This is a genomic window from Ruegeria sp., from assembly GCF_965199275.1.
Classification (GTDB): Bacteria; Pseudomonadota; Alphaproteobacteria; order Rhodobacterales; family Rhodobacteraceae; genus Ruegeria.
Genome location: NZ_CBDAQX010000015.1, coordinates 393114 through 414358, shown reverse-complemented (window position 1 = coordinate 414358; position 21245 = coordinate 393114). Strand labels below are relative to the sequence as shown.

General features: G+C 59.1%; 15 protein-coding genes. 7 read left to right on the top strand and 8 right to left on the bottom strand.

The annotated features are described in order from the left end of the window. Positions 1–112 precede the first annotated feature (112 nt). From ACOERD_RS13195 to ACOERD_RS13180, 4 genes are all read left to right on the top strand, one after another. Positions 113–1162 carry a patatin-like phospholipase family protein gene (locus ACOERD_RS13195; RefSeq protein WP_419739329.1) on the top strand — a complete coding sequence of 350 codons (1050 nt, stop codon included), beginning with the start codon at positions 113–115 and terminating at the stop codon, positions 1160–1162. A gap of 133 nt (positions 1163–1295) precedes the next feature. Continuing rightward, positions 1296–2309, top strand: coding sequence for a catalase (locus tag ACOERD_RS13190; RefSeq protein WP_419739328.1), 1014 nt, complete (start codon positions 1296–1298; stop codon positions 2307–2309). Positions 2310–2313: 4 nt separating this feature from the next. After that, the gene (locus tag ACOERD_RS13185) at positions 2314–3030 is read left to right on the top strand and encodes a hypothetical protein (protein WP_419739327.1); all 717 of its coding nucleotides are present in this window, start codon (positions 2314–2316) and stop codon (positions 3028–3030) included. Then, entirely contained in the window at positions 3027–4424 is a 1398-nt protein-coding gene (locus tag ACOERD_RS13180) for a Dyp-type peroxidase (RefSeq protein ID WP_419739326.1), read from the top strand. The genes ACOERD_RS13185 and ACOERD_RS13180 overlap by 4 nt, the downstream gene beginning before the upstream one ends. Before the next feature lie 49 nt (positions 4425–4473). On the opposite strand, the gene ACOERD_RS13175 is transcribed toward ACOERD_RS13180, so the two are convergent. The 4 genes from ACOERD_RS13175 to ACOERD_RS13160 are packed head-to-tail and all read right to left on the bottom strand — an operon-like array spanning position 4474 to position 8630. Then, positions 4474–5106, bottom strand: a complete 633-nt coding sequence (locus tag ACOERD_RS13175) for an ATP-binding cassette domain-containing protein (RefSeq protein WP_419739415.1) — start codon at positions 5104–5106, stop codon at positions 4474–4476. Continuing rightward, a complete protein-coding gene (locus tag ACOERD_RS13170) occupies positions 5102–6814 on the bottom strand; it encodes an ABC transporter permease (RefSeq protein WP_419739325.1) in 1713 nt (570 codons plus the stop codon). Before ACOERD_RS13170 ends, ACOERD_RS13175 begins: the two co-directional genes overlap by 5 nt. Then, the gene (locus ACOERD_RS13165; RefSeq protein WP_419739324.1) at positions 6804–8000 is read right to left on the bottom strand and encodes an ABC transporter substrate-binding protein; all 1197 of its coding nucleotides are present in this window, start codon (positions 7998–8000) and stop codon (positions 6804–6806) included. The genes ACOERD_RS13170 and ACOERD_RS13165 overlap by 11 nt, the downstream gene beginning before the upstream one ends. Positions 8001–8015: 15 nt before the next feature. Continuing rightward, the gene (locus tag ACOERD_RS13160) at positions 8016–8630 is read right to left on the bottom strand and encodes a CDP-alcohol phosphatidyltransferase family protein (protein WP_419739323.1); all 615 of its coding nucleotides are present in this window, start codon (positions 8628–8630) and stop codon (positions 8016–8018) included. Between the two features lie 341 nt (positions 8631–8971). Between ACOERD_RS13160 and ACOERD_RS13155 the strand changes: the two genes are divergently transcribed. Further along, entirely contained in the window at positions 8972–9946 is a 975-nt protein-coding gene (locus ACOERD_RS13155; RefSeq protein ID WP_419739322.1) for a LysR family transcriptional regulator, read from the top strand. Here the strand turns inward: ACOERD_RS13155 and ACOERD_RS13150 are convergent, their stop codons facing one another. Further along, the gene (locus ACOERD_RS13150; protein ID WP_419739321.1) at positions 9947–11467 is read right to left on the bottom strand and encodes a trimethylamine methyltransferase family protein; all 1521 of its coding nucleotides are present in this window, start codon (positions 11465–11467) and stop codon (positions 9947–9949) included. A 196-nt stretch (positions 11468–11663) separates the two neighbouring features. Here ACOERD_RS13150 and ACOERD_RS13145 point away from each other — a divergent pair, with 196 nt between their 5' ends. Then, positions 11664–14099, top strand: coding sequence for a GcvT family protein (locus tag ACOERD_RS13145; RefSeq protein WP_419739320.1), 2436 nt, complete (start codon positions 11664–11666; stop codon positions 14097–14099). Here the strand turns inward: ACOERD_RS13145 and ACOERD_RS13140 are convergent. Then, complete coding sequence (locus ACOERD_RS13140) at positions 14096–15904, bottom strand: ATP-binding protein (RefSeq protein WP_419739319.1); 1809 nt, start codon at positions 15902–15904, stop codon at positions 14096–14098. The two genes, ACOERD_RS13145 and ACOERD_RS13140, sit on opposite strands and share 4 nt — an antisense overlap. Before the next feature lie 69 nt (positions 15905–15973). Continuing rightward, complete coding sequence (locus tag ACOERD_RS13135; RefSeq protein WP_419738674.1) at positions 15974–16546, bottom strand: recombinase family protein; 573 nt, start codon at positions 16544–16546, stop codon at positions 15974–15976. 195 nt (positions 16547–16741) lie between these two features. Here ACOERD_RS13135 and ACOERD_RS13130 point away from each other — a divergent pair, with 195 nt between their 5' ends. After that, positions 16742–19648 (top strand): Tn3 family transposase, encoded by a 2907-nt coding sequence (locus ACOERD_RS13130; RefSeq protein WP_419739318.1) that lies wholly within the window; start codon positions 16742–16744, stop codon positions 19646–19648. 11 nt (positions 19649–19659) lie between these two features. On the opposite strand, the gene ACOERD_RS13125 is transcribed toward ACOERD_RS13130, so the two are convergent. Continuing rightward, entirely contained in the window at positions 19660–21162 is a 1503-nt protein-coding gene (locus ACOERD_RS13125) for an AAA family ATPase (RefSeq protein WP_419739317.1), read from the bottom strand. Positions 21163–21245: the final 83 nt, after the last annotated feature.

Here is a 21245-nt window from a genome sequence, read left to right as displayed (position 1 = left end):
TTTTTCCAATTTGCTATGCGGGATAAGCCTCAACGGGTCGCAAAACGGCTGGCTTTTCCCAGCCCAGTTATCCTAAAACCTCCTACAACTAAAAAGCGATGAGGCGCATCGAATGGTATTCAAACTTGTGTCCTGCGATGGCGGGGGGATCAGGGGCTACCTGACCTGCTTGATCCTGCAAAGCTTGCAGGAGGAGACCGGCGTTCTGGACAAGGCGGACGGGTTCGCCGGCACCTCGACCGGTGGGCTGATCGCCGTGGCGCTGGCGGATGGCCGGACGCAGGGCAAGGATATGGGCCGGCTGATCGGCGACCTTGCCGCGCATTACCGCGAAGATGCCGACAAGATATTCCGCGAAAACGAACACAGCTTTCTGGACAAGGCGCTGGATGAGGTGCTGCGGCGGTTCAAACTAGGCGGCGGTCCGGGCATCACCGCCTCGCAATACAATGCGACCGGGCTCGAGGAGATCGGGCGCAGTCTAGTTGGAGACCGCAAAGTCAACTCTCTGTCCCCGGATCTGGTTCTCGCGGTCAACACCGTTTGCCTGCATCGCAGCGACAAGGTGGGGTGGTCCCCGTTCACCATCACCAACCAGACGCTGGGCTACGAGAAATGGTTGGATATGAGCGATGTCGGCCTGCTGGATGTCGCCATGGCAAGCTCGGCCGCGCCATCCTATTTCCCGCCGCATCAGATCATCTCGGACGGGGTAGACTATGGCTATTTCGCTGATGGCGGGGCCTTTGCCAACAATCCAGTGATGAACGGCATCAACGTGGCCATCGCGGCTGGTCGCGCCGAAGGGCTGGCGCATATCGAGGCTCTGTCGATCGGCACTGGCCAACAGCCCACAGATATCTCGGAGGAGATGATCAAGAACCCCGACGACTGGGGCCTGCTGAAGTGGTTCGGGATCACCTCGGGCGCGCCTCGTGGTGCTTTGATCGAACTGCTGCTAACCACATCGGCTGAGAACCAGTATTGGATGGCCCATCTTGTGTTGAAAGAGCGGATGGTGCGTCTGAACCCTCCGCTGCCCAAGGTCGTGGGACTGGCAACACACCGACCTGAATCCTATGATCTGATGGAGAAGGCATTCTACACCTGCCGGCAAAGTGAATACTGGACCCATGCCAAAGACATGCTGAAAAAATGGTAGCCGACCTCAGTTTTGCTTGATCAAACAGTGGCTTCGCCGGGTTTTATGCATTCTTCCTGTTGCCTTTGACAGACCAGTGTTTATGGATAACGCCACATTTTTGGGGTAACTTCAGTTAACAGGTGGTCAAGTCATGAGCGATCCCGGCCTTGCCGAGAAGCTGGTAGAAGTTCTGCATCGTCCTGATGGTGATCTGGCTCTACGCCCCGTTCACACAATCGGGATCAGTGCGACCGGCTATTTCAAGCCCACACCCATCGCCCGGAATTTCTGCGCCGCGGATCACTTCACCACGGAAAAGACGGATGTGATTGTTCGATTCTCGAACGGGTCGGGCTGCGCTGTGGTGCATGACGGCTGGTCCGATGTGCGGGGTCTGGCGGTTCGGTTTCACTTGTCGGACGGGTCCGATACCGACCTGATCGCGATGAATCTGCCCGAGTTCTTCACCCCGACGCCCGAGACGTTTCTGGATTTCGCCGAGGCCGCCAAGCCCAAGCTCTACAACGGTCAGACCCCCTGGCAGAAAATCTGGAGCTACCTTCAGCTGATGCTGCCTGAACGCGACCCCTATCCGGGCGAGACGATCAGCCCGGACGAAGGTGCCATCGGGTTTGCCGACCGGAACGCCTATTCTCAGCTTGGTGTATTGCAGGCCGCCCAGATCGGAGCGCCGACCAGCTATGCGCGGGCGGCCTATCACGCCTGCCATACATTCATCGTGACCGGAGCGGAGGGCGTACGCCGCTGGGTGCGGTTTTCGTGGCAACCCATCGCAGGCGTGCTGAACACCGACCCGGATGAGACCCCCGTGGATGACTATCTGCAGGCTGAACTTAGGGAGCGTCTTGCTAAAGAACCTGCGCGGTTCTCGCTGATGATGACAATCGGTGAGGTCGGAGACGATTTCAACAACTCCTCGCGCCCCTGGCCGCCCCATCGCAAGCGGATCATGATGGGCGTTCTCACGCTGAACGCCGTGCCTGAAGATCAGATAGAACAGTCTGAGAAGCTCAGCTTCAATCCCGGTTTGCTGACCACCGGCATCGAGGCTTCGGATGATCCGGTGCTGAAAATGCGCATCGACTCGTACAAAATCTCAAGCGCTTGGCGCGGTGGGTCCCCCTGCCCGTTTTCGAAGGGATAAGACCATGACTCGTCAGAACAGCTGGTTCAATCGCTATGTCAACACCCTGCCGGATCGGGGATGGTTCAAGTTTCTGTCGCGCTACATCGTTGTGCCCTATTGGCACTGGCGCGACCCCAAGCCGAAACTGTCCGGCGGCCCGCGTCCCTCGCCGCAACCCAGCGAGAACGTGCAGCGCATGATGAACCTGATCATGCCGCTGAAAGACCCCTCGCCCGCCGGACGTGCCCATGCTGCACTGGCCATCGCGCAAAATGTCGAAGAGATATTTGCAGGGCTCGACAATGTCGGAACGGTGCATTTCGCCCGGTTTCTGCTGATCGACGACAAGATCTGCATGATTTCGGTCTATGATGGCGATTTCAGCAACTACATTCGGGATTTCATCACCACCATCGGCAGTGTGTTCAACGACGTCATTTCGCTTGTGGACGGGGCGGAGCACCTGATCCCAACCGAACACAACGTCGAAGAGTTCATCGACTGGGTCCATGAGCACGACCTGTTTCAGGCCCCCGATTTCCCGACCGACCTGTTCGGCCTTCAGGATGAGGCCAAAGGGCTGCCTCCGAACCAGCCGCCGCATCGGCTGGAAACCCTTCCGCGTGCGTTTGTTCTGCAACTCTACGCGAACCCTAACCTGTCGCTGGGGGGCGGTTATCGCGCCTATCCGGGCGTTTCCGCCGCGCAAGTGCGCCAAAAATTTGGACAAGGCTGGTGACTGCAAAACTCGATCTCGCCGACATTCAGGGCAACATCCTGCGCGGTTATCGCCGCGATCTGGTGCGCCATCTGTTTCTTGAAGTCACCGACCGCGCCGCGGCCCGTCAGTTTCTGGCAACCGCCGTCGATGGCGGCAGTGACGCGGTCCCCGAAATCACCCGAGGGGTGTTGTGGGAGGTCAAACCGCCCTTCTGTTTCAACATCGGCCTCACCTATGCCGGGCTGCGCGCTCTTGGCACCGCGCCCGAGGATCTGAAAACCTTCCCCAGCGAGTTCGTGCAGGGCATGACGAAGCGCGCGATGAAACTGGGCGATTTCGGCACCAGCGGGCCGGATCACTGGCCTGCTCCGTTTGATCAGCCTGACCGGGTTCACATCATGGCGTCGGTCTATTCCGACGTTCAGGATCACCTCGACCTGGTCGAGAAACAGGTTGGCGCGGCCTTCACTATTTTGGGTAAACGCGACGGCCGCAATCTGGCCGACAGCAAGGTGTTCTTCGGCTATGTCGATGGCATTTCCCAGCCCCGGTTCGAGCAGGTTTTTGACCCCGAACAGGCCGGTGTCGACGAACCGATCGACCCGCTGGGCACCGCCCTTCTGGGCTATCCCACGCGACAAGAGGGCGTGGTGTTCCGCGTCCCCTCGCCCAATGCGCTTGGTTTCAACGGGTCGTTCAATGCGTTCCGTGTTCTGGCGCAGGATGCGGCCGGTTTCGAGGCCTATCTGGACAAAGCCGCCGATGATCTGATGGGTCACCCGGATCGCGATAAATTGGTCGATCCGAACAATCTGGATCGCATCGGCGAAGGCCTGGACATCCACGGCGCGCTGCGTGAGGTCGTCGCAGCCCAGATGTGCGGGCGCTGGGGCAACGGCGTTCCATACGAGCTGTCACCGGACGCGCAATGGCCTGAGCATGAGGTCTCGCTGACCAATTTCAACTACAACGCCCATTCCCGCTGTCCTGCCGGATCGCATCTGCGGAGAGGCAACCCGCGCGGCGGTCGGATCGTACAGCGCATCGCCAATTATACGCGACGACTGGTGCGGCGCGGCATGTCCTACGGTCCAGACTTCGACCCCCAAAACCCCGACACGGCTGAGCGCGGCCTGCTAGGCAGCTTCATCGGCGCCAATATCGGCGCACAGTTTGAAGCGGTGATGTGCGACTGGATCAACCTCGGCCTGCACGACCCGACGATCACGGGTGCCAATGATCCTCTGCTGGGGGCGAACACGCCGGAAACCAGCTGGTTCGACCTCAGCCTGCCCGATGGGGGCACGATCCGACTGCACGGCTTTCCCCGACTGATCCATACTCGCGGTGGCGCGTACACGTTCCTGCCGAGCCTGACGGCGATCAAGTACCTGTCCGGATTGACGAACTAGGCTAGGGCGAGCCGGAACCAGACAAAGCCGAACATCTCGACCAAAACCGCTATTGAGGCAGAGTCACAACCCTGCCTCCTGCGGCATCGGCATCGGCGATGTCATGGGTCACCAACAAAACTGGCAGCCGCGCCGCGCCGGCTCGGGTAAAGACGAGGTCCCGCATTCTGTCCCGGAGACCGACATCGAGACGCGAGAAAGGCTCATCCAAAAGCAAGGCATCGGGCTCCGCCAGAAGCATCCGCATCAGGGCCACTCGGGCGCGCTGACCTCCGGACAGGGTCTCGGGATCGCGGGTTTCAAACCCGTCCAGCCCGATCTCGGACAGGGCGGCCTGAATGCGCGCGGCCCGGTCCGGGGTGCGGGGCGGCAGGCCAAAGCCGACATTCTGCCCCACCGACAGATGTGGAAACAACAGATGATCCTGAAACAGGATCCCAACGCGCCGTTTCTGAGGAGGTAGGGCATTCAGAACCCGCCCGTTCAACGTGATGCGCCCCGCCATGTGAAAGGCGGGCGACAAAGTTCCGGTGATTGCCGCAAGTATGGTTGATTTCCCAACCCCGGATGGCCCCATCAGGCTCAGAACCTCTCCCGGCGCAATGTCAGCTGATAGCTGCACCAGCCCTCTACCATCGGCATGAGAGATCGAAAGCTGATCCAAAGAGAGGCCGTTTTCAATCATGACGCAGTCCGCTTTTGTTGCGATAGACAATTCTGGGGATCATCAAGGCCAGCAGGAACGGCAGCCATGCCGTGAAGGCCAGCGCGATGGTCCAGACCCCTATCGCACGGCGATCACCGCCTGAAAACAGGGCTAGAGCCTCGGTCGTCAACGTGTTCAACCGCCCGCCAGAGGCCAGAAGAGTGGCCAGATATTGGCCGACTGACACCGCCATCCCCACCGCAAGCGCGGTCAAGATCGGAGCCAGCAACATTGGCAGTCGGATGCGCCAGAGCACTCCAACCGGTCCCAGCCCCATGGCGGCGCCAATCATGGCATAGCGGCGATCGAGCGCGCGGTAAGGGCCGGCCAATGCCAGAAACACATAGGGCAGAACGAAGACCAAGTGGGTCAGGACCACGGGAAGGATGCCCTGCGCCGCTCCGATCTGGATCATCAGGATCTGCAGACCCGGCAGGAAAGCGATCTGAGGCAGGATGAGTGGCAGGTACAAAATAACTATCCCGGTCCTGTTCATTGCACGCCCGGCGCGGAGCTCCGCGTTCAGGCAGCCGATCACCAGAACCAAAGCGATCAGTGCGGTGGCAAAGGCTAGTGCCAAGGTGACCAGGGTAACCTCAACCGCGTCCGGGCCATTGCGCGCCCAGGACATCAGACTGAAGCTGCTCGGTAGCGCGTCGGGAAACCTCCAACGTCCGGCAAAGGACCAGATGAACTGGCTGATCAAACCGCCGAACACCGCGATTCCCGCCGTGAGTGACACCACGAGGCCAACGGTTCTGAGGGCCGTGTCGCGCAAGCCCATGCCGCGCGTTCCGCTTTCAACACCACGGTTGATCAGCCCGGCCACGGCCCTTTCACCACCGCGCCAGACCATGATGGCCGCGGCCACCAGCCCCAACTGAACCAAGGCAGCCGCAGCAGCAGGCGCGCGCAGGGCCAGATCGGGGTCCGTCATCCAACGCAGGATGAACATGGACAAAGTCGGCGGGCGCGACGGCCCCAGAACCATCGCGACATCCGCATTTGACATCGCATAAGCCAGGACCGCATAGATCGGCAGCCGGATCTGCGTATAAAGCGCGGGCATCACGGCCAGAAACCACCCTCGGACCCTGCCGTAGCCAAGCACCTGCGTCACGCGCATCCGCTCGGCCGATTTGATCTGAGGCAGCGCGGCCAGCGACATCAGCAGCAGAAATGGCAGCTCTTTAATCGTCAGCCCAGCAATCAAAGACCACCCGCCGGGGTCTTGCAGGATCAGCACGTCCGGAGGGCGGGTCCATCCCGTCAAACCTGGCGAGATCAGCCGCGCAATCCACCCCGATGGTGCAATCAGGAACGCCAGCCCCAGGGCGGCTGCCGCATGGGGTACGGACAAAAGGGGCGACAGCAGCCCCTCAAGCCGCGAAAACGCGCGTGTGCCCTGCCAACCTGCGATCAGCAGAAAACACCCGATCAGCGCCCCAAGCGTCGAAAGGAAACCGGTTTTGAATGACAGCCAGAGGGCCTGACCCACGCCGGGCTCTGCCCACAGGCGCATCCACGGGTCAAATGAAAACCCGTTTTCCCCGTCCGGGCGCATGCTTCCGAAGGCCGGGAGGATCGTTCCCAAAAGCCCGGCTGCGATGGGACCCAGCAGCAACGCCATGGTCAGCGTCGGTGCCAGCCCCCATCGTTTGCCAGGGCTGAGGTCAGTTGCCAACGCCGTAACGCTCGGCCCAATCCGCTTCGATTCGGGTCATCCAGCTGGGATGCGGCTCGGGCAGGGCTTGGCCCAGCTCAGCGGGCGACAAGGTTGCCACGCCCAGCTCCAACGCGTCGAAGCCGGCCCGGTCCTCCGCCGAAAGGGCGGCCATGTCCAGCACGGTGCTGAAACCCAATACCTCCGGGTCCTGCGCGCGCAGTTGCGCCTCGGGGCTCATCAGGAAATCTGCAACGACCATGGCGCCCGCCTTGGCCGAGGCATTGTAGGGGATCGCAACAAAGCTGGCATTGCCCAGCGTTCCATCCTCCAGAACGAAAGTCCGCGCGCTTTCCGGCAGTTGTTGGTTGGCGATGGCCGTTGTCGCCTCACCCGGAGAGAAGCTGATCGCCATGTCGACCTCTCCATCATTGATCAGTTGCAGCTGGCTCGGCCCGGTTTGCGGATAGGCCCGACCTGCGCGCCAGAGGTCGGGCGTAACATCCTGCAGCCAGTCCCACAGCGGCGCCGTCACCTGCGCATAGTCGTCACCGGCGGGCTGCTGCAGGATAGTCGGGTCGTCGACCAATTCGATCAGCATCTGTTTCAGGAACGTCGTTCCCAGAAAGTCAGGGGGCTGAGGGAACGTGAACCGACCCGGGTTCGCAGCCGCCCATTCACGAATTGCCTCAGCGGATTTGGGGGGTTCGGGCAGAACCTCGCTATCATAGATGAACACGACTTGCGCCATGGCCCAAGGGCTTTCAAACCCTTCGGTCGGGACGGTGAAATCGGTGGTGACAGTTTTGCCGTCCACGTCTACGAACCGCCAGTTGGGCAGAGCCTCGGCGAACGGGCCGAACAGAAGATCGGCCTCTTTCATGGCACTGAAATTGGCGCCGTTGATCCAGATCAGATCAATTGCTCCCTCGTTGTCCTGACCGGCGGACTTCTCGGCAATCACCCGGCTGACCGCGTCTGCGGTATCGGTCAGTTTCACATGCTCAAGCTTGACGCCATGTTCCTCTTCGACGCGGGTTCCGACCCATTCGATGAAGTCATTGATCGTGGTCGAACCACCCCATGCGTTCCAATAGACTGTCTGGCCATTGGCCTCATCCAGAACGTCCTGCCAGTTTGCGGGATCAGGTTCCGCCCATGCTGTTCCGGCCAGCGCCGCGCAGAGGGCAGCAAATAGATGTTTCATGGGTTTTCCTTGCGTTTATTCCGAGTTAGTGAAGACCTGCCGCGCCAACAGGATGCGCGAAATGGCGGTGACAAAGCAAACGGCGCCAAACGCCCATGCCATCGGGCCGAACCAGTTGGGCAGCAGGCAAATCGCGATGAAGAAGGCAATGGTTTCAGTGCCTTCCAGAAGACCACCAGTGAAGTAGAGCGACTTGGACCCGTGTTTCTGCGACTCCAGCCCCCGTTTTTCGGCCAGGATCGCATAGCCCAGAAAGGTCGCGCCGTTGAAGTAGAAGCTGACCAGAAGCCATGCTCCGGCCAGGGCATTTGCCGACGGGTCCGCCCAGACAAACGCCATGGGGATCGCGCCGTAGAACAGAAAGTCACAGGTGATATCGAGATAGCCGCCAAAGTCGGTCTTGCGCCCAGCGCGCGCGATTGCCCCATCCAACCCATCCGCCAGACGCGACAAGAGGATGAACAGCACCGCCAGAACCTGCAGACCCAGAACAATCGCCCCAGCTGCAAACAGGCCGAAGCCCAGCCCCGCCAGAGTCACAAGGTCAGCCGAGACACCACGCGCCGCCAACCCCCGCCCAATCGCGTTCAGCGGCGGATCGATCAGAGGGCGGATGCGGGCATCAAGCATGGTTGGACTCGTGGCTGCAGACAATTGGCACGGAGATGCAGTTTTTACATGCCGTGGCATTGGGTAGAATTGAAAAGAGAAGGCCGTATTCCAACCTGAGTTGCCTCACTACCTGTTTGCACGACATCCGCAGGATCGTGCCATTTTACTTGGGTACGCTTAAAGAACGAAGCGGTGAAAGAAAAAAGGAATACCGCATCTTCACGCTGTTGTGTCATCTGCAACACGAGAAGATTGTGGCGTTCCGGTTAGTAGGTGCGGCTTTTCGTTGATTTGATTATTTGCCAACAATAATTTCAAATCATTGTAGCTAATTCACGCCGAGTTCGCGCCGAGGAAACATGCCCCGCCATTCAGCCTCCAAAGACCTGAACCTTAAAGGCTTGGAGTTGTTTCAGATCTGCGCCCAGAAAGGATCGCTTCAGGCCGCAGCCGAGGAAACTGGCCTGACCATCAGCACCGTCTCGCATCACTTGCGCAATCTCGAAGACCACCTTGGGGTGGAGCTGTTCAATCACGCGCGAAGGCCGATGGTACTGACGCCAAAAGGGCAGGTCTTTCTGCGCAATATCAGCGACGCGCTCTATGCCATCCGCAAGGCCAAGGCCGAAGCATCTGCCGGAAATATAGCCGAGGCGAGTTACCTCAGGATCGGCACGATCGAAGATTTCGACAGCGATATTATCCCAGAGCTCGCCGTCTTTCTTTCGGGCCATATGCCGACCTGTGATTTCATGTACCATACCGATTCCAGCCACGCGATTGTCGAGATGCTGCGCAACCGGCATCTTGATCTAGGGATCACGACCACCCCAGAGGAACGGCTGCGGGACCTGCAGGATCGCCCGTTGTTACGAGACCCGTTTGTGGTGGTCCTCCCTCGGTTCAGCGAGAAATCCCTTTCCGACGTTGTCGAAGGGCGCACCAAACTTCCGTTCTTGCGGTTTTCCGGCAATCTGATCATCGCCCGGCAGATCGAGTCCCAAATGCGGCGGCTGGGGCTTTCACCGCAGTCCAATTTCGAATGCAGCAACAACCAGACTTTGATGGCTATGGTCGCCGCAGGTGCGGGCTGGACCATCACCACCCCTTTGCTGTTCTCGCGTGCCAAAAGGTTTCACCCAAATCTTAGCATGCACAAATTTCCGGGCAAAAGCTTTGCCCGCACGCTTGCGATTGTCTCTACACCCGATTGTTCGCGGTCCGTGTTGGACCTGATAGATGGCAAGCTGCGCGCGCTGATCCGAGATCACGCTTTGACTGCGCAATATGAGAAAACTCCGTGGCTGGCGGATAGCTTCAAACTGGTGGAATGATCAGATCAGAATATTGAACCGAGACCGGATAGCCTCCTCCTGTTCGGGCGTCAGGTAAGAAGGCTTGTGGTCGCGAAGAATCTCATCCGCGCGGGCCCTTGCCCTGCCCCATGCATCTTGCGCACCATTTTCAGCCCATGTGCGCGGCTCGGCTCGATCAGCAAGAGTGGGGTAGAAGTAATCCCGCTCCATCGCCACATGAGTGTGCTGCCCCCCCAAGAAGTGACCATCCCCCAGAACGGCATCACAAATCGCATCGAACCCGAGGTTCTCATCCGTCACCTCGACCCCGCGCAAGGCGCGATAGGTGTTGGAGTGCATCTCATCATCCAGCACGAAAGCCTCAAAACTGGCCCCCAACAACGATGCGGTCATGCCGGAGCTTTCGTAGATCAAGTTCCCACCCGCCAAGGCCGCTGCCATGGAGGTTATTCCTTTCTCCATCCCATATTGCGCATCTATTGCCTTGGCGTCGGTCATCGAACAGGCCACGCCAGACGGCAAACCAAGCCAATTGGACAGCTGCGCCGACGCGGCATTCAACACCGCGGTCTCTCCGCTACCACCGGAAAATGCCCCGGTGCGCAGGTCGATGACCAAAGGCCAGTTCGAAAAAACCATTGGAAACCCGGGCTGGATTGCGTGGACCATCAATAGGGCTGCCAAGGTTTCCGCCAGAGATTGCGCCAGAAACCCCGCCAAGGTCGCAGGCGCCGTTGCTCCGGCCTGCGCCGCCGTGATGCACGAGATCGGAATGTTATGTTTGATGCATGCGTAAGTGACATCCACCGCATCTTCGCCATAGCGCATGGGCGATATCATCGGGCTGATATGCGCCTTCATGAACGGGCGTTTGGCAAATTCTCCGGGCCCTCCCGCAGCGATGTCCAACATCTCGACAATCGGAGCAACATAATCGGCCAGCGTGAACGACGTCGCCGTCGGTTTGGTAGTGTTCTTGAGCAGCGCGAAAACGGTGTTCACATCCAGATCGAAATTGTCCGGCACATCGGTCGCCACGCAACAACGTGTGAACCAGCTGATATTGGCCAGCGTGTCCTGTAGCCGCGTAAAGTCATGCAGGTCCTTCAGGGTCGACGGCCGATAGAGCGCGCTTTCCATATCAAGCGTCTGCACAGCGGCCCCACCGGTTCCGAAATACACTTTATTGCCACCAACCTCGATCGACCTCTTGGGATCGCGGCCATGCAAGGTGAAGGTCTTTGCGGCTTGATCAATCGCCTCTTCGACGAGCTCAGGCGGGAAAAGAACGCGTCCTCTACTGTTGTCCACGGCACCCACGGCCAACAGATCGTTGCGCAGTCTCTCCGGCACCTCACCGATACCCAGTTTCTCAAGCAAATCGAGGGCAGTATCATAGATGTGGCGCAGGTCGGCTTCGCTGAGCGGCTTGTACATCCCGCCGATCTGACCGGGCGGGCATGGATCAAACGCGGGCTTGGCTGCTCGCTGTGCAAGACGCCCTTTGCGTCCACCTCGCTTGATACGCTGTCCAGCCATTTCCCAGTCCTTTGAAACAGGGGGTTTGTGACATCAAGCAAGAGGAATTGTTGCCCGTGGCGCAAGATCATCTCTTTTACTTCGAAAAAATAGATTTCTAATTTTGATAACGTCTCAATATATCACTCTACAATTGCAACATGGCGACAAACGGACTTCGTATGCAGGGCAGGCGAACTCCGGAGGCTCAACCGTCATGAAATCCCGTACCAAAGTTGTTGTCATCGGCGGCGGCATTGCTGGTTGCTCGACACTCTACCACCTGACGCAGGAAGGCTGGAGCGACGTGGTTCTGGTTGAGCGGAACGAGCTGACCAGCGGTACCACATGGCATTCGGCGGCGCAGGTGACGAATTTCGGCATGAACCAGACCATGGTCGGGCTGAAGACGCATTCGATCAATCTGTACAAGGAACTCTCCGAAAACCCCGAATATCCGATCAACTACCACCACGCCGATGGCGGCATCCGACTGGCCAATACCGAAGCGCAGATGCAGGGCTACCGCCACTTCGCGTCAATGGCGCGTGGGATGGGCGTGCATTTTGAGGTGATCAATGCCGAGGAATGCGCACGCCGGCACCCTCTGATTTCGACCACCAACCTTTTGGGCGGATTGTGGGACCCTCTGGACGGTGACATCGACCCGGCCCAGCTGTGTCAGGCGCTGGCCTATCACGCTCGCAAAGCTGGCGCCGAGGTCCATCGCAATACGCCGGTCATCGCGCTGACCCAACACAAGGATGACACTTGGACTGTGCATACGGAACATGGCGACATTGATTGTGACATCGTCGTCAATGCTTGTGGCTACCGCGTGAACGAAGTGGGTGCGATGATGGGGGTTCACCACCCCGTCGCCTCGATGGAGCATCAGTATTTCCTGACCGAGGATATCCCTGGTATTGCCGAAGCCGGTCACCGGATGCCTCTACTGCGCTGCCCAATCAGTGATTATTACTGCCGGCAGGAAAAGGGCGGGCTACTGGTCGGGTTCTATGAGCAGGACTGCAAAACCTGGGGCATGGACGGGATTGATCCAAACTTTGTAAACGCGCTCTGCCCCGATGATCTGGAACGTGTCATGGACGTTCTTGCCGGAGCGTTTGAACGCATGCCTGCTCTGGAAGAAACAGGCATTCGATCCATCGTGAACGGACCGATCACCTATACCATCGACGGGGCCCCTCTGGTCGGGCCGATCCCCGGTAAACGCAACGCCTTCTGCATCATTGGCCTGCGCGCAGGGCTGGGCGAGGGCGGCGGCCATGGCTGGCTGCTGGCGCAGCAGATCGTGCATGGTGAGGCTTGCTATGACACATGGTGCCTCGATCCGCGCCGGTTCACCGGCCATACAAATGTGGAATTGACCTCACTGAAGGCTATCGAAGACTATCAGAACGAATTCCGGTTCCACTTCCCGCATGAACATCGCCCCGCCGGACGACCGGCCAAGACAACCCCGCTGACGCCCATCTTGGCGGCAGAAGGGGCCGAGTTTACCGTCGTGAACGGGTGGGAGCGGATGGACTACATAAAGCCATCGCCCGATTTTCACCCCACACTCACCTTCAACTTCGATGAGGCGTTCGAAATCGTCGCCGAAGACGTGAAGAACGTGCAGGAAAATGTTGGCCTGTGCGAAGTCAACGGCTTCAACCGGTTTGAGATCACCGGCACCGATCGCCACGCTTTCCTCGATCGAATGATCTGTGGCACGGTCACCAAGCGCGATGGCCGCGTGGGTCTAGGCTATCTACTGAACCACCACGGCATGGTCAAGGCCGAAGCCACTGTGGCAAACCTACCGGCCTCGGATCGGGGGCCAGAGCGTGTTTGGTACGGCTCGGCTGCGGCCAGTGAGTATCATGACATGGACTGGCTGACCCAACACATCCGTGAAGATGAGGATGTTCAGATCCGGTCCCTGACCAATGACCAGACCATTCTCGTTCTGGCCGGTCCCAAGGCCCGCGATGTTCTGTCGGCCTGCGCCCGGGGCGACTTTTCGAAAGAGACCTTCCCCTGGCTGTCCGTGCGCGAATGCTTCGTCGGGTTCGCCCCGGCCACGATTATGGGTGTCAGCTTCTCGGGCGAGTTGGCTTATGAAATCCACGTGCCCAACGCCTCGCTCTATGCCGCCTATCTGGCGCTACAAGCCGCCGGTGAGGCGCATGGGCTGAAGCTATTCGGGGCCCGCGCGGTGGAATCCATGCGGATGGAAAAGGGCTTTCTGCATTGGAAATCCGACATTCTCACGGAATTCGACCCATATGAGACCGGCTTGGATCGGTTCGTAAACCTGAACAAAGGCGAATTCATCGGCAAGGAGGCCCTGTTGGAACGCCGCACCAGCGGCAAGCGCAAGCAACTCGTGACGCTACAGATTGACGCCACCCACGCGCCTGCTCATGGCGGGGCTTCGTTGATGCAAGGCGACACTGTGGTGGGAACTGTCACCTCGGGCGATTGGGGTCATCGGGTCGGGCAGAACCTGGCCTACGCGTTCATTGATCCCGCGCTGGCGGGCGAAGGAACCAGTGTGCAGATCGACATGTACGGCGATTTGGTCGACGCACAGGTCGTGCCCGCCTCACCCTATGATCCTGAACACGCACGGATGCGCGCCTAGGCCGTTTCCTCCCCGGCCAACAATTCACGAGCGAGGCGCATCTCAACCGTTTGATCCCCGCCCGAGATCGCCTCAGCCGCCGCCTGAAGCTCTGAGTTTGCAATCGTCGCGCAGTGAAACCGCTCGCATGTCCGGGCGAAATCTATGGCCGTATGCAGGGCGAACATCCGCGCCTTCTGATCCAGTGCACGGGACAATGCCTGCCGGAAATCCGTCTCGGCTGGACTGGTCGAGGATTTGGCCAACGCATAAACCCGGTCGGTTTCTGCCTGTGCCCACCCCTCGTTAGTCAATCGCTGATGTTCACGCGCTTCCGCCAAAGCGGTCAAAGCACCTTCGTGGTCGCCCATCGCAAGCGTTACTTCGGCAATCAGTGTCATGAAGAACGGTTTGTGATTTCCCGCTCCGCTGGCCCACCATGCATCCGTCGCCCTTTTGAGGTCCTTGATGGTGTGCGGACCAGGGGATGCGTAGGCCTTGACCCAGCTTCTCCAGACATTGGCCGTCAAGGTCATGAAGGTGAAAGCGTGCTTGTTCGACAGCTCTTCCAGTTGCTCCATCTCTCGGGTCACAGAGTTCGGATCGCGGCGCAAAAGATGCAGCATGCACAGGTAAGTCAGAGCCTGCGCCACGCTATGGGCATGATCTAGGTCGCGGGCTGCGGCCACCGCCTGAGTCTGTATTTCCAGCGCCTTGTCCGGCTCACCACGCATCCAGGTGGCAAGGCTCAGAAAGCAAGAGGTTATGGCCGCGTGGTCGGATCCATAGACATAGGCCAGATGCGCATCGCGGTCGGGGCGGTACAGCGCCAGCGCCTGTTTGAGATGCGCGTGGGCGGGGTCCAGCTCTCCGATATGAAACAGCACCGCGCCCATCGCCCGATGGGCCACCATCTGATGTTGCGTTTCGCCTGATGTTTCCGCCAAATCCAAAAGTTGCCGCGCCACAACCCGCGCCAAATCATACTCACCCCGAACCAAATGAAAGGAATAGAGGCCGTTGAGGACCGGGAACAGGTTCTCTGTCTCATCCATGCGTTCGCACAAGTCCCGTATCCGGGCATAGGTCGAACCGGTCTCATCCGCGGCGATACCTGCCGTCGAGCGCAGAACCCCTGCGCGCAGCGTCTGTATCTCGATCTCTCGCTTGTCACGCTCAACACTGGTCGTTTGGTCGCCCAGCAGATCAAGCGCCAAGGACAGCTGCGTATTCGCCTCGGTATTGGCCGAGCATTTGACAGCGCGCTGACCGGCCAGATAGCGACAGTCGATCGCCTCATCCACCATACCTGCAAGGGTGTAGTGATGGGCCAGAACTTCGGGGCCTGCATCCTCGACCGCCGAGGTTTTCTGGTCCAGCGTCTTGGCAACCCGTTCGTGCAGAACCCGGCGTTCGGTTTTTAGAAGACTGTTGTAGGCGGTGTCGCGGATCAGGGCGTGGCGATAGCTGAAGGTCTGCAACTCGTCATCTCCTGAGGTCGTGACGATGCCAGCCTCAACCAACAGGTCCAAACCGGACCGCAACACAGTATCGCTGAATCGCGACACTTTCGAGATAAGCGGGTACGAGAATTGAGGCCCGATCACAGCCCCGATCTGCGCCACTTCCTTGGCCGAGCTCAGACGATCCAAACGTGCCATCAACGCATCATGCAAGGCACTGGGAACCGAGCTTGCAGCAGAGGCCCCTCCGCTGGCCCGAGCGATTGGAGCATCGGGCATATCGCCTGCTTCCAGTAGATCCTTCGTCACCTCTTCTACGTAAAGCGGTACCCCATCGGATCGGGCCGCCACCAGTTCATACATGGCGTCGGGGATGTCCTGCCCTCGCGCTACCTCATTGGGGTCGATTACGGCTCAGTGATAAATCGTACGCTAAGCGCTCTGGTCTCTCTGCAATGTGCGATAGACGGTAGCCCTTGAAACGGAGAATATCTCGGCGAGATCGCTGATCGAATGGTCTCCGGTTTTGTGCATCTTGTGAAGCTCTTTCTGTTGTTTTTCAGTTAGTTTTGGCTTCTTTCCTCGCATTTTCCCCTTTGCCTTGGCGATGGCCATGCCTTCACGGGTGCGCATTTTGAGCAGATCTGCCTCGAACTCGGCGAATGTGGCGACGATGTTGAAAAACATCTTCCCCATCGGGTCACTGGGATCGTAGATAGCTGCTCCCAGGGCAAGTTTCACGCCTTTAGCTTCGAGTTGATCGCTGATGGCCCGAACATCCGGAACAGATCGGGCAAGACGATCGAGCTTCGTCACGACCAGAGTGTCGCCTTTTCGCACGGCGGCCAGCGCTTGTTCAAGTCCGGGCCGCTCCCGATTGGTGCCGGTCAATCCGTGATCCGTGTAGATGCGGTCCTTGCGAACCCCGAGGTCACTCAACGCTTGCCGCTGCGCGGTCAAGTCCTGACTGTAGGTCGAGCAGCGCGCATATCCGATTTTTTCCATTGCTCGACTGTACGTTTGAACCCCCTTCACTGCAACTTTTATCGGACGGGTTATTTGCGACACTCTGAGACCTTGTTTTCATGGGTGCGGATTCCGAGGTCTGAGTTGTGCGCTGAAGGTAGGTCTATCGAACAGGCAAAAACATAACGAAGGCCCGGGATCTGACCCTCAACACTCTCTCTGAAAAGGTAACACATGGCCCATAGAACTGTTCTGACGAAACGTCAGCGTGATACTCTCTTCGACCTGCCCACTGACCGGGCATCGCTGGAATACCACTACACGCTCGCAGACGATGACATCGCGTACATCAAAACGCGCAGGCGCGCGCAAAACCAGATCGGCTTTGCGCTCCAGCTTTGCGCGTTGCGATATCCTGGACGTCTTCTGAAACCGGGAGAGGTGATCCCGGAAGCCGTATCCAATTACATCGCAGCCCAACTCGGGCTGAAACCTGAAGATCTCTTGCCCTACGCTGTCCGCGATGTAACCCGTCGAGAACATCTCGGTGCCTTGCGCAAAATCTACGGCTACAAGCCGTTCGCTGGCAAGCGCGCGAAGCAGATGCAGTCCTGGCTCGGTCAGCAGGCCGAGGCCGCCGAAACCGGCGAAGGGCTGGTGCGGGTCTTTGTGGAGGAATGCCGAAACCGGCAGATCATTCTGCCGGGGATCACGACCATTGAGCGGCTGTGCGCCGATGCCCTTGTGGCGGCCGAGCGGCGGATTGAGGGCCGGATTGCCGCGCGCCTGGACAGCCGGATGCGCCGCCGCCTAAATGATCTGCTGGGCGCGGCGGAGAACGGCTGGCAGAGTGTGTTCTTGTGGCTGCGCGGTTTCGAGGTTGGCAAGAACACGGCCGATATGAACCGCCTGCTTGATCGGGTGGACGCCCTCAAGGCAATTGAGCTATCGCCTGACGTCCTCAATGACATCCCGCCACACCGGATCAAAATCCTGCGCCGCCAGGGCGAGCGGTACTTCACGGGCGGCCTGCAGGACATCAGCGGCAATCGTCGCCTTGCCATTCTGGCCACCTGCGTGGTGGAGTGGTCGGCCTCCATCGCAGATACCGTTGTCGACACCCATGACCGGATCGTAGTCAAGATGTGGCGGGAGGCGAAGAAACTCAGCACGCTACACTTCGAACAGGCGCAGGCAGATATCGCCAACACACTGGTCGGGTTCCAATCATTGGGAACGACCTTGCTGATGGCCCGGGGCGATGAGGCGGCCCTGCGCGGTGCCGTCGATGCATCCTGCTCATGGGATGGATTGGAAACACTCGTGGCGATGGCGACCCAGTTGATCAAGCCCGCCATGGCCGAGCCAATGGATCACATCGAAAAGGCTATTCACTGTTTCAAACTCTATGGCAAACGCATGTTGAGAGCGCTGGATATCAGGGGTGCCACCGTGGCCCAACCGCTGCTCGACGCTGCGACGGTCATCCGGGAAGACGCAGATATCCCGACCAAATCCCGGGCCTTTCTTCCAGCCCGCTCAAAGTGGGACAAACAGCTGCGCAAGCCGGAAACCAACGAGCAGCGGCTTTGGATCGTGGCGGTGATGTGCCGCTTGCAAGAAGCCTTCCGGTCCAACGATATCTGGCTGGATCATGCCCGCCGATATGCCGATGACAGGAAAGTCCTGGTGCCGCTGGAAGCGGCGAAGACGATGCCAGGTCTTGATCTTCCGCTGGATCCCGAGGTCTGGCTTGAGGATCGCAAGCATCGGTTGCAGGTTGGTCTGGAGCGGCTTGCGGAGGCTGTCAGGGACGGCACCCTTCCCAACGGCCTCATCGAAGCCGGTGAGTTGCGCATTGAACGCCTCAAGGCGGATGTTCCGGCGGAAGCTGCCGATCTGGTTCTCGATCTCTATCGGCGCCTGCCCCCTGCGAAAATCACCGATATCCTTCAGGACGTGGCCGAAGCCACAGGCTTCACGGACGCGTTCACCCATCTGCGCACAGGCGCACCGTGCAAGGACATCATCGGACTGCTGACCGTGCTTCTCGGTGAGGGCTTGAACGTTGGTCTGAGCAAGATGGCCGCCGCGACCGCCGACCATGAGTATTCCCAGCTCTCCCGTCTGTCGCGTTGGCATGTCGAAAGCGATGCGATCAACGAGGCGCTGGCCATCGTTCTCGACGCGCAGTCCAGGCTTCCCATGGCCCAATACTGGGGTTCGGGTCAGACCTCATCCAGCGACGGGCAGTTCTTCCCGACCACGCGCCAGGGCGAAGCAATGAATCTCATCAACGCCAAGTACGACACGCATGTTCCGGGGCTGAAAGCCTACGCCCATGTGTCCGACCTGTACGGGCCGTACTGGATCAATTCGATCCCGGCCACTGTGAACGAGGCACCATATATTCTGGACGGATTGTGCCTGAGCGAGATCGGCAAGAAGATCAAGGAGCACTACGCCGACACGGGTGGGTTCACTGATCTCGTATTCGCCGCCTGCGCGCTGCTGGGCTATCGCTTCATTCCCCGGATCCGCGATCTGAAATCCAAGCGGTTCTACGTCTTCGATCGTAAAAGCGTTCCCAAGGAACTCAAGTGCCTGGTCGGGGGCAAGGTCCGGGAACAAACCTTCATCGACAACTGGGGCGATGTGCTGAGATGCACGGCCACGATGCGGTCCGGGAAGGTACCGCCAAGCCAGCTGCTGAAGCGATTGTCAGCCCGGCCGCGCAAGAACGATTTGGCCATCGCGATGCGGGAAATCGGACAGATCGAACGGACACTGTTCATCATCGAATGGACCCTTGATATGGACATGCAGCGCCGCTCTACTGTCGGGCTCAATAAAGGCGAAGCGCACCATGCGCTGAAGAATGCCTTGTGGATCGGCCGTCGGGGCGAGATCCGCGATCGGACCACGGAAAGCCAGCATTTCCGCCTGGCTTGCCTCAATCTGCTCACGGCGATCATCATATTCTGGAATACGGACCAGATCGGCAAAGCCATCCTGCAGCGGCAAAGCGAAGGCCTGGACACGCCCGAACACCTGCTCAGGCACATATCGCCCTTGGGATGGGAGCACATTTTGCTCATAGGTCAGTACATCTGGCGAGAAATGAGGCACAAAATCGCTTAGCGTACGATTTATCACTGTCCCGTAATCGACCCCTCATTTGCGATGCGTTTAACGTCCTGAAAATCAAGCTGCCTGAGAACCACTTTTGTCAGGTTGGATTGCAACGCCCAACCTGGGTCAAACTCGGGCCGGAAGGTCATCACGACCATCATCGGAAGATCCCGGAGACGGTCCACAAGCCGATCCATCAGCGCCTTTGTTGTCGGATCTAGCCAGTGCGCGTCCTCAAACAACAGCAAAACCGGCTTATCGGATGCATCGGCCAGCAAATGGTCCAGCAATATCTCATGTGTCTCATCCATGATCTGCTGCGGTGTCAGGGTCAGCGGCCCCAACCGATCCTCGAACGGGACCGATAATAGGGACGCAGCCAATCGCAGAACCTGATCTGAAGGGTCTTTCAAAATCGATGATATCTTGTCCAGTTTTGCCTCATCCGAGTCCTCAGACCTCAGGTCGGCAACATGGTGAAGCCGCCGGATGATCGGATAAAACGAGCTGGCAAAATGATACGGTGAACACTGCAGCCGAATTTGCTCATGCGCGCCTTGGGGGGCTTTCTGCCGCAACTCCTCAATCAGGCGCGATTTCCCGATCCCCGGCTCTCCGGACACCAGAACGATTTGGCCTTCGCCCTCACTGGCCAGCTTCCACTTGTCGCTGAGCGTCTCATATTCCGTGATGCGCCCGATCAGAGGGCCGAGGGCAGCACCCTCAACACGTCTGAAACGGCTGTCCGTATCGCGCGCGCCGATCACCTGCCACGCCTCAACTTCTTTCGTGAACCCTTTCAACTTGAAGGACCCTTGCAGCACATAATCGAAGGCCCCACCCGCCAACTGATGCGTCCGAGGTGACACGATCATGGTGCCGGGTTCCGCCATCGCCTGTAGACGGGCGGCCAGATTGGGCGTCTCACCCATCGCGGTGCCGTCTTCGAACATCTTTTCGCCGCGCAAATCACCAACCACGACCAGACCGGTGGCGATCCCGATCCGCACCTGGAGTTTTGCGTGAGTGCGGATTTCGGGTACTTCGCGGATGATACGCAAGCCGGCGCGAATGGCACGCTCGGGATCTTCTTCATGGGCCAGCGGGAACCCAAAGAACACCATGATCCCGTCGCCGTAATAGCTCGCAATCTGACCATCGAAATCAGCGACGGACGCCGCGCAGGTCTCTTTGAACAGCCGCAGAACCTCGGCCAGATCTTCGGGATCGACCCGCTGCGATATCTCGGTCGAACCGACCAGATCAATGAACATGACCGTCAGCTGACGGCGTTCGGCCACGATTGACGCGCCCAGCGCCGTGTTTTGCGGCCGGGCGTTGCCATCAGTGGTTGCGCGCACCGCCTTCATGAACCGCCGCCGGCGTCCCAGAGGCAGGCCAATGGTCACGAGGTCTTCGTCGGTCAGCTCTGTCAGGTCGCCCAGTTCAATCTCGTTGTCGGCGAAGGCGCTGGCGTATTTGGCCAGTCCGTGCTTGCTCAGCCAACGTTCGATTTCAGCCATACCATCCCTTCCCCGGCTGCAGGCGACCCCTTAGTGCAGTGAGGGTTGCCCATCGCTCGCACCTACGAAAACAAGGGGCTAGG

Coding starts and splice junctions, on each gene's coding strand:
- ACOERD_RS13160 (WP_419739323.1), bottom strand. CDS start 8,630: ATGCTTGATGCCCGCATCCGCCCTCTGATCGATCCGCCGCTGAACGCG.
- ACOERD_RS13155 (WP_419739322.1), top strand. CDS start 8,972: ATGCCCCGCCATTCAGCCTCCAAAGACCTGAACCTTAAAGGCTTGGAG.
- ACOERD_RS13145 (WP_419739320.1), top strand. CDS start 11,664: ATGAAATCCCGTACCAAAGTTGTTGTCATCGGCGGCGGCATTGCTGGT.
- ACOERD_RS13165 (WP_419739324.1), bottom strand. CDS start 8,000: ATGAAACATCTATTTGCTGCCCTCTGCGCGGCGCTGGCCGGAACAGCA.
- ACOERD_RS13130 (WP_419739318.1), top strand. CDS start 16,742: ATGGCCCATAGAACTGTTCTGACGAAACGTCAGCGTGATACTCTCTTC.
- ACOERD_RS13135 (WP_419738674.1), bottom strand. CDS start 16,546: ATGGAAAAAATCGGATATGCGCGCTGCTCGACCTACAGTCAGGACTTG.
- ACOERD_RS13185 (WP_419739327.1), top strand. CDS start 2,314: ATGACTCGTCAGAACAGCTGGTTCAATCGCTATGTCAACACCCTGCCG.
- ACOERD_RS13195 (WP_419739329.1), top strand. CDS start 113: ATGGTATTCAAACTTGTGTCCTGCGATGGCGGGGGGATCAGGGGCTAC.
- ACOERD_RS13190 (WP_419739328.1), top strand. CDS start 1,296: ATGAGCGATCCCGGCCTTGCCGAGAAGCTGGTAGAAGTTCTGCATCGT.
- ACOERD_RS13140 (WP_419739319.1), bottom strand. CDS start 15,904: ATGTATGAACTGGTGGCGGCCCGATCCGATGGGGTACCGCTTTACGTA.
- ACOERD_RS13150 (WP_419739321.1), bottom strand. CDS start 11,467: ATGGCTGGACAGCGTATCAAGCGAGGTGGACGCAAAGGGCGTCTTGCA.
- ACOERD_RS13125 (WP_419739317.1), bottom strand. CDS start 21,162: ATGGCTGAAATCGAACGTTGGCTGAGCAAGCACGGACTGGCCAAATAC.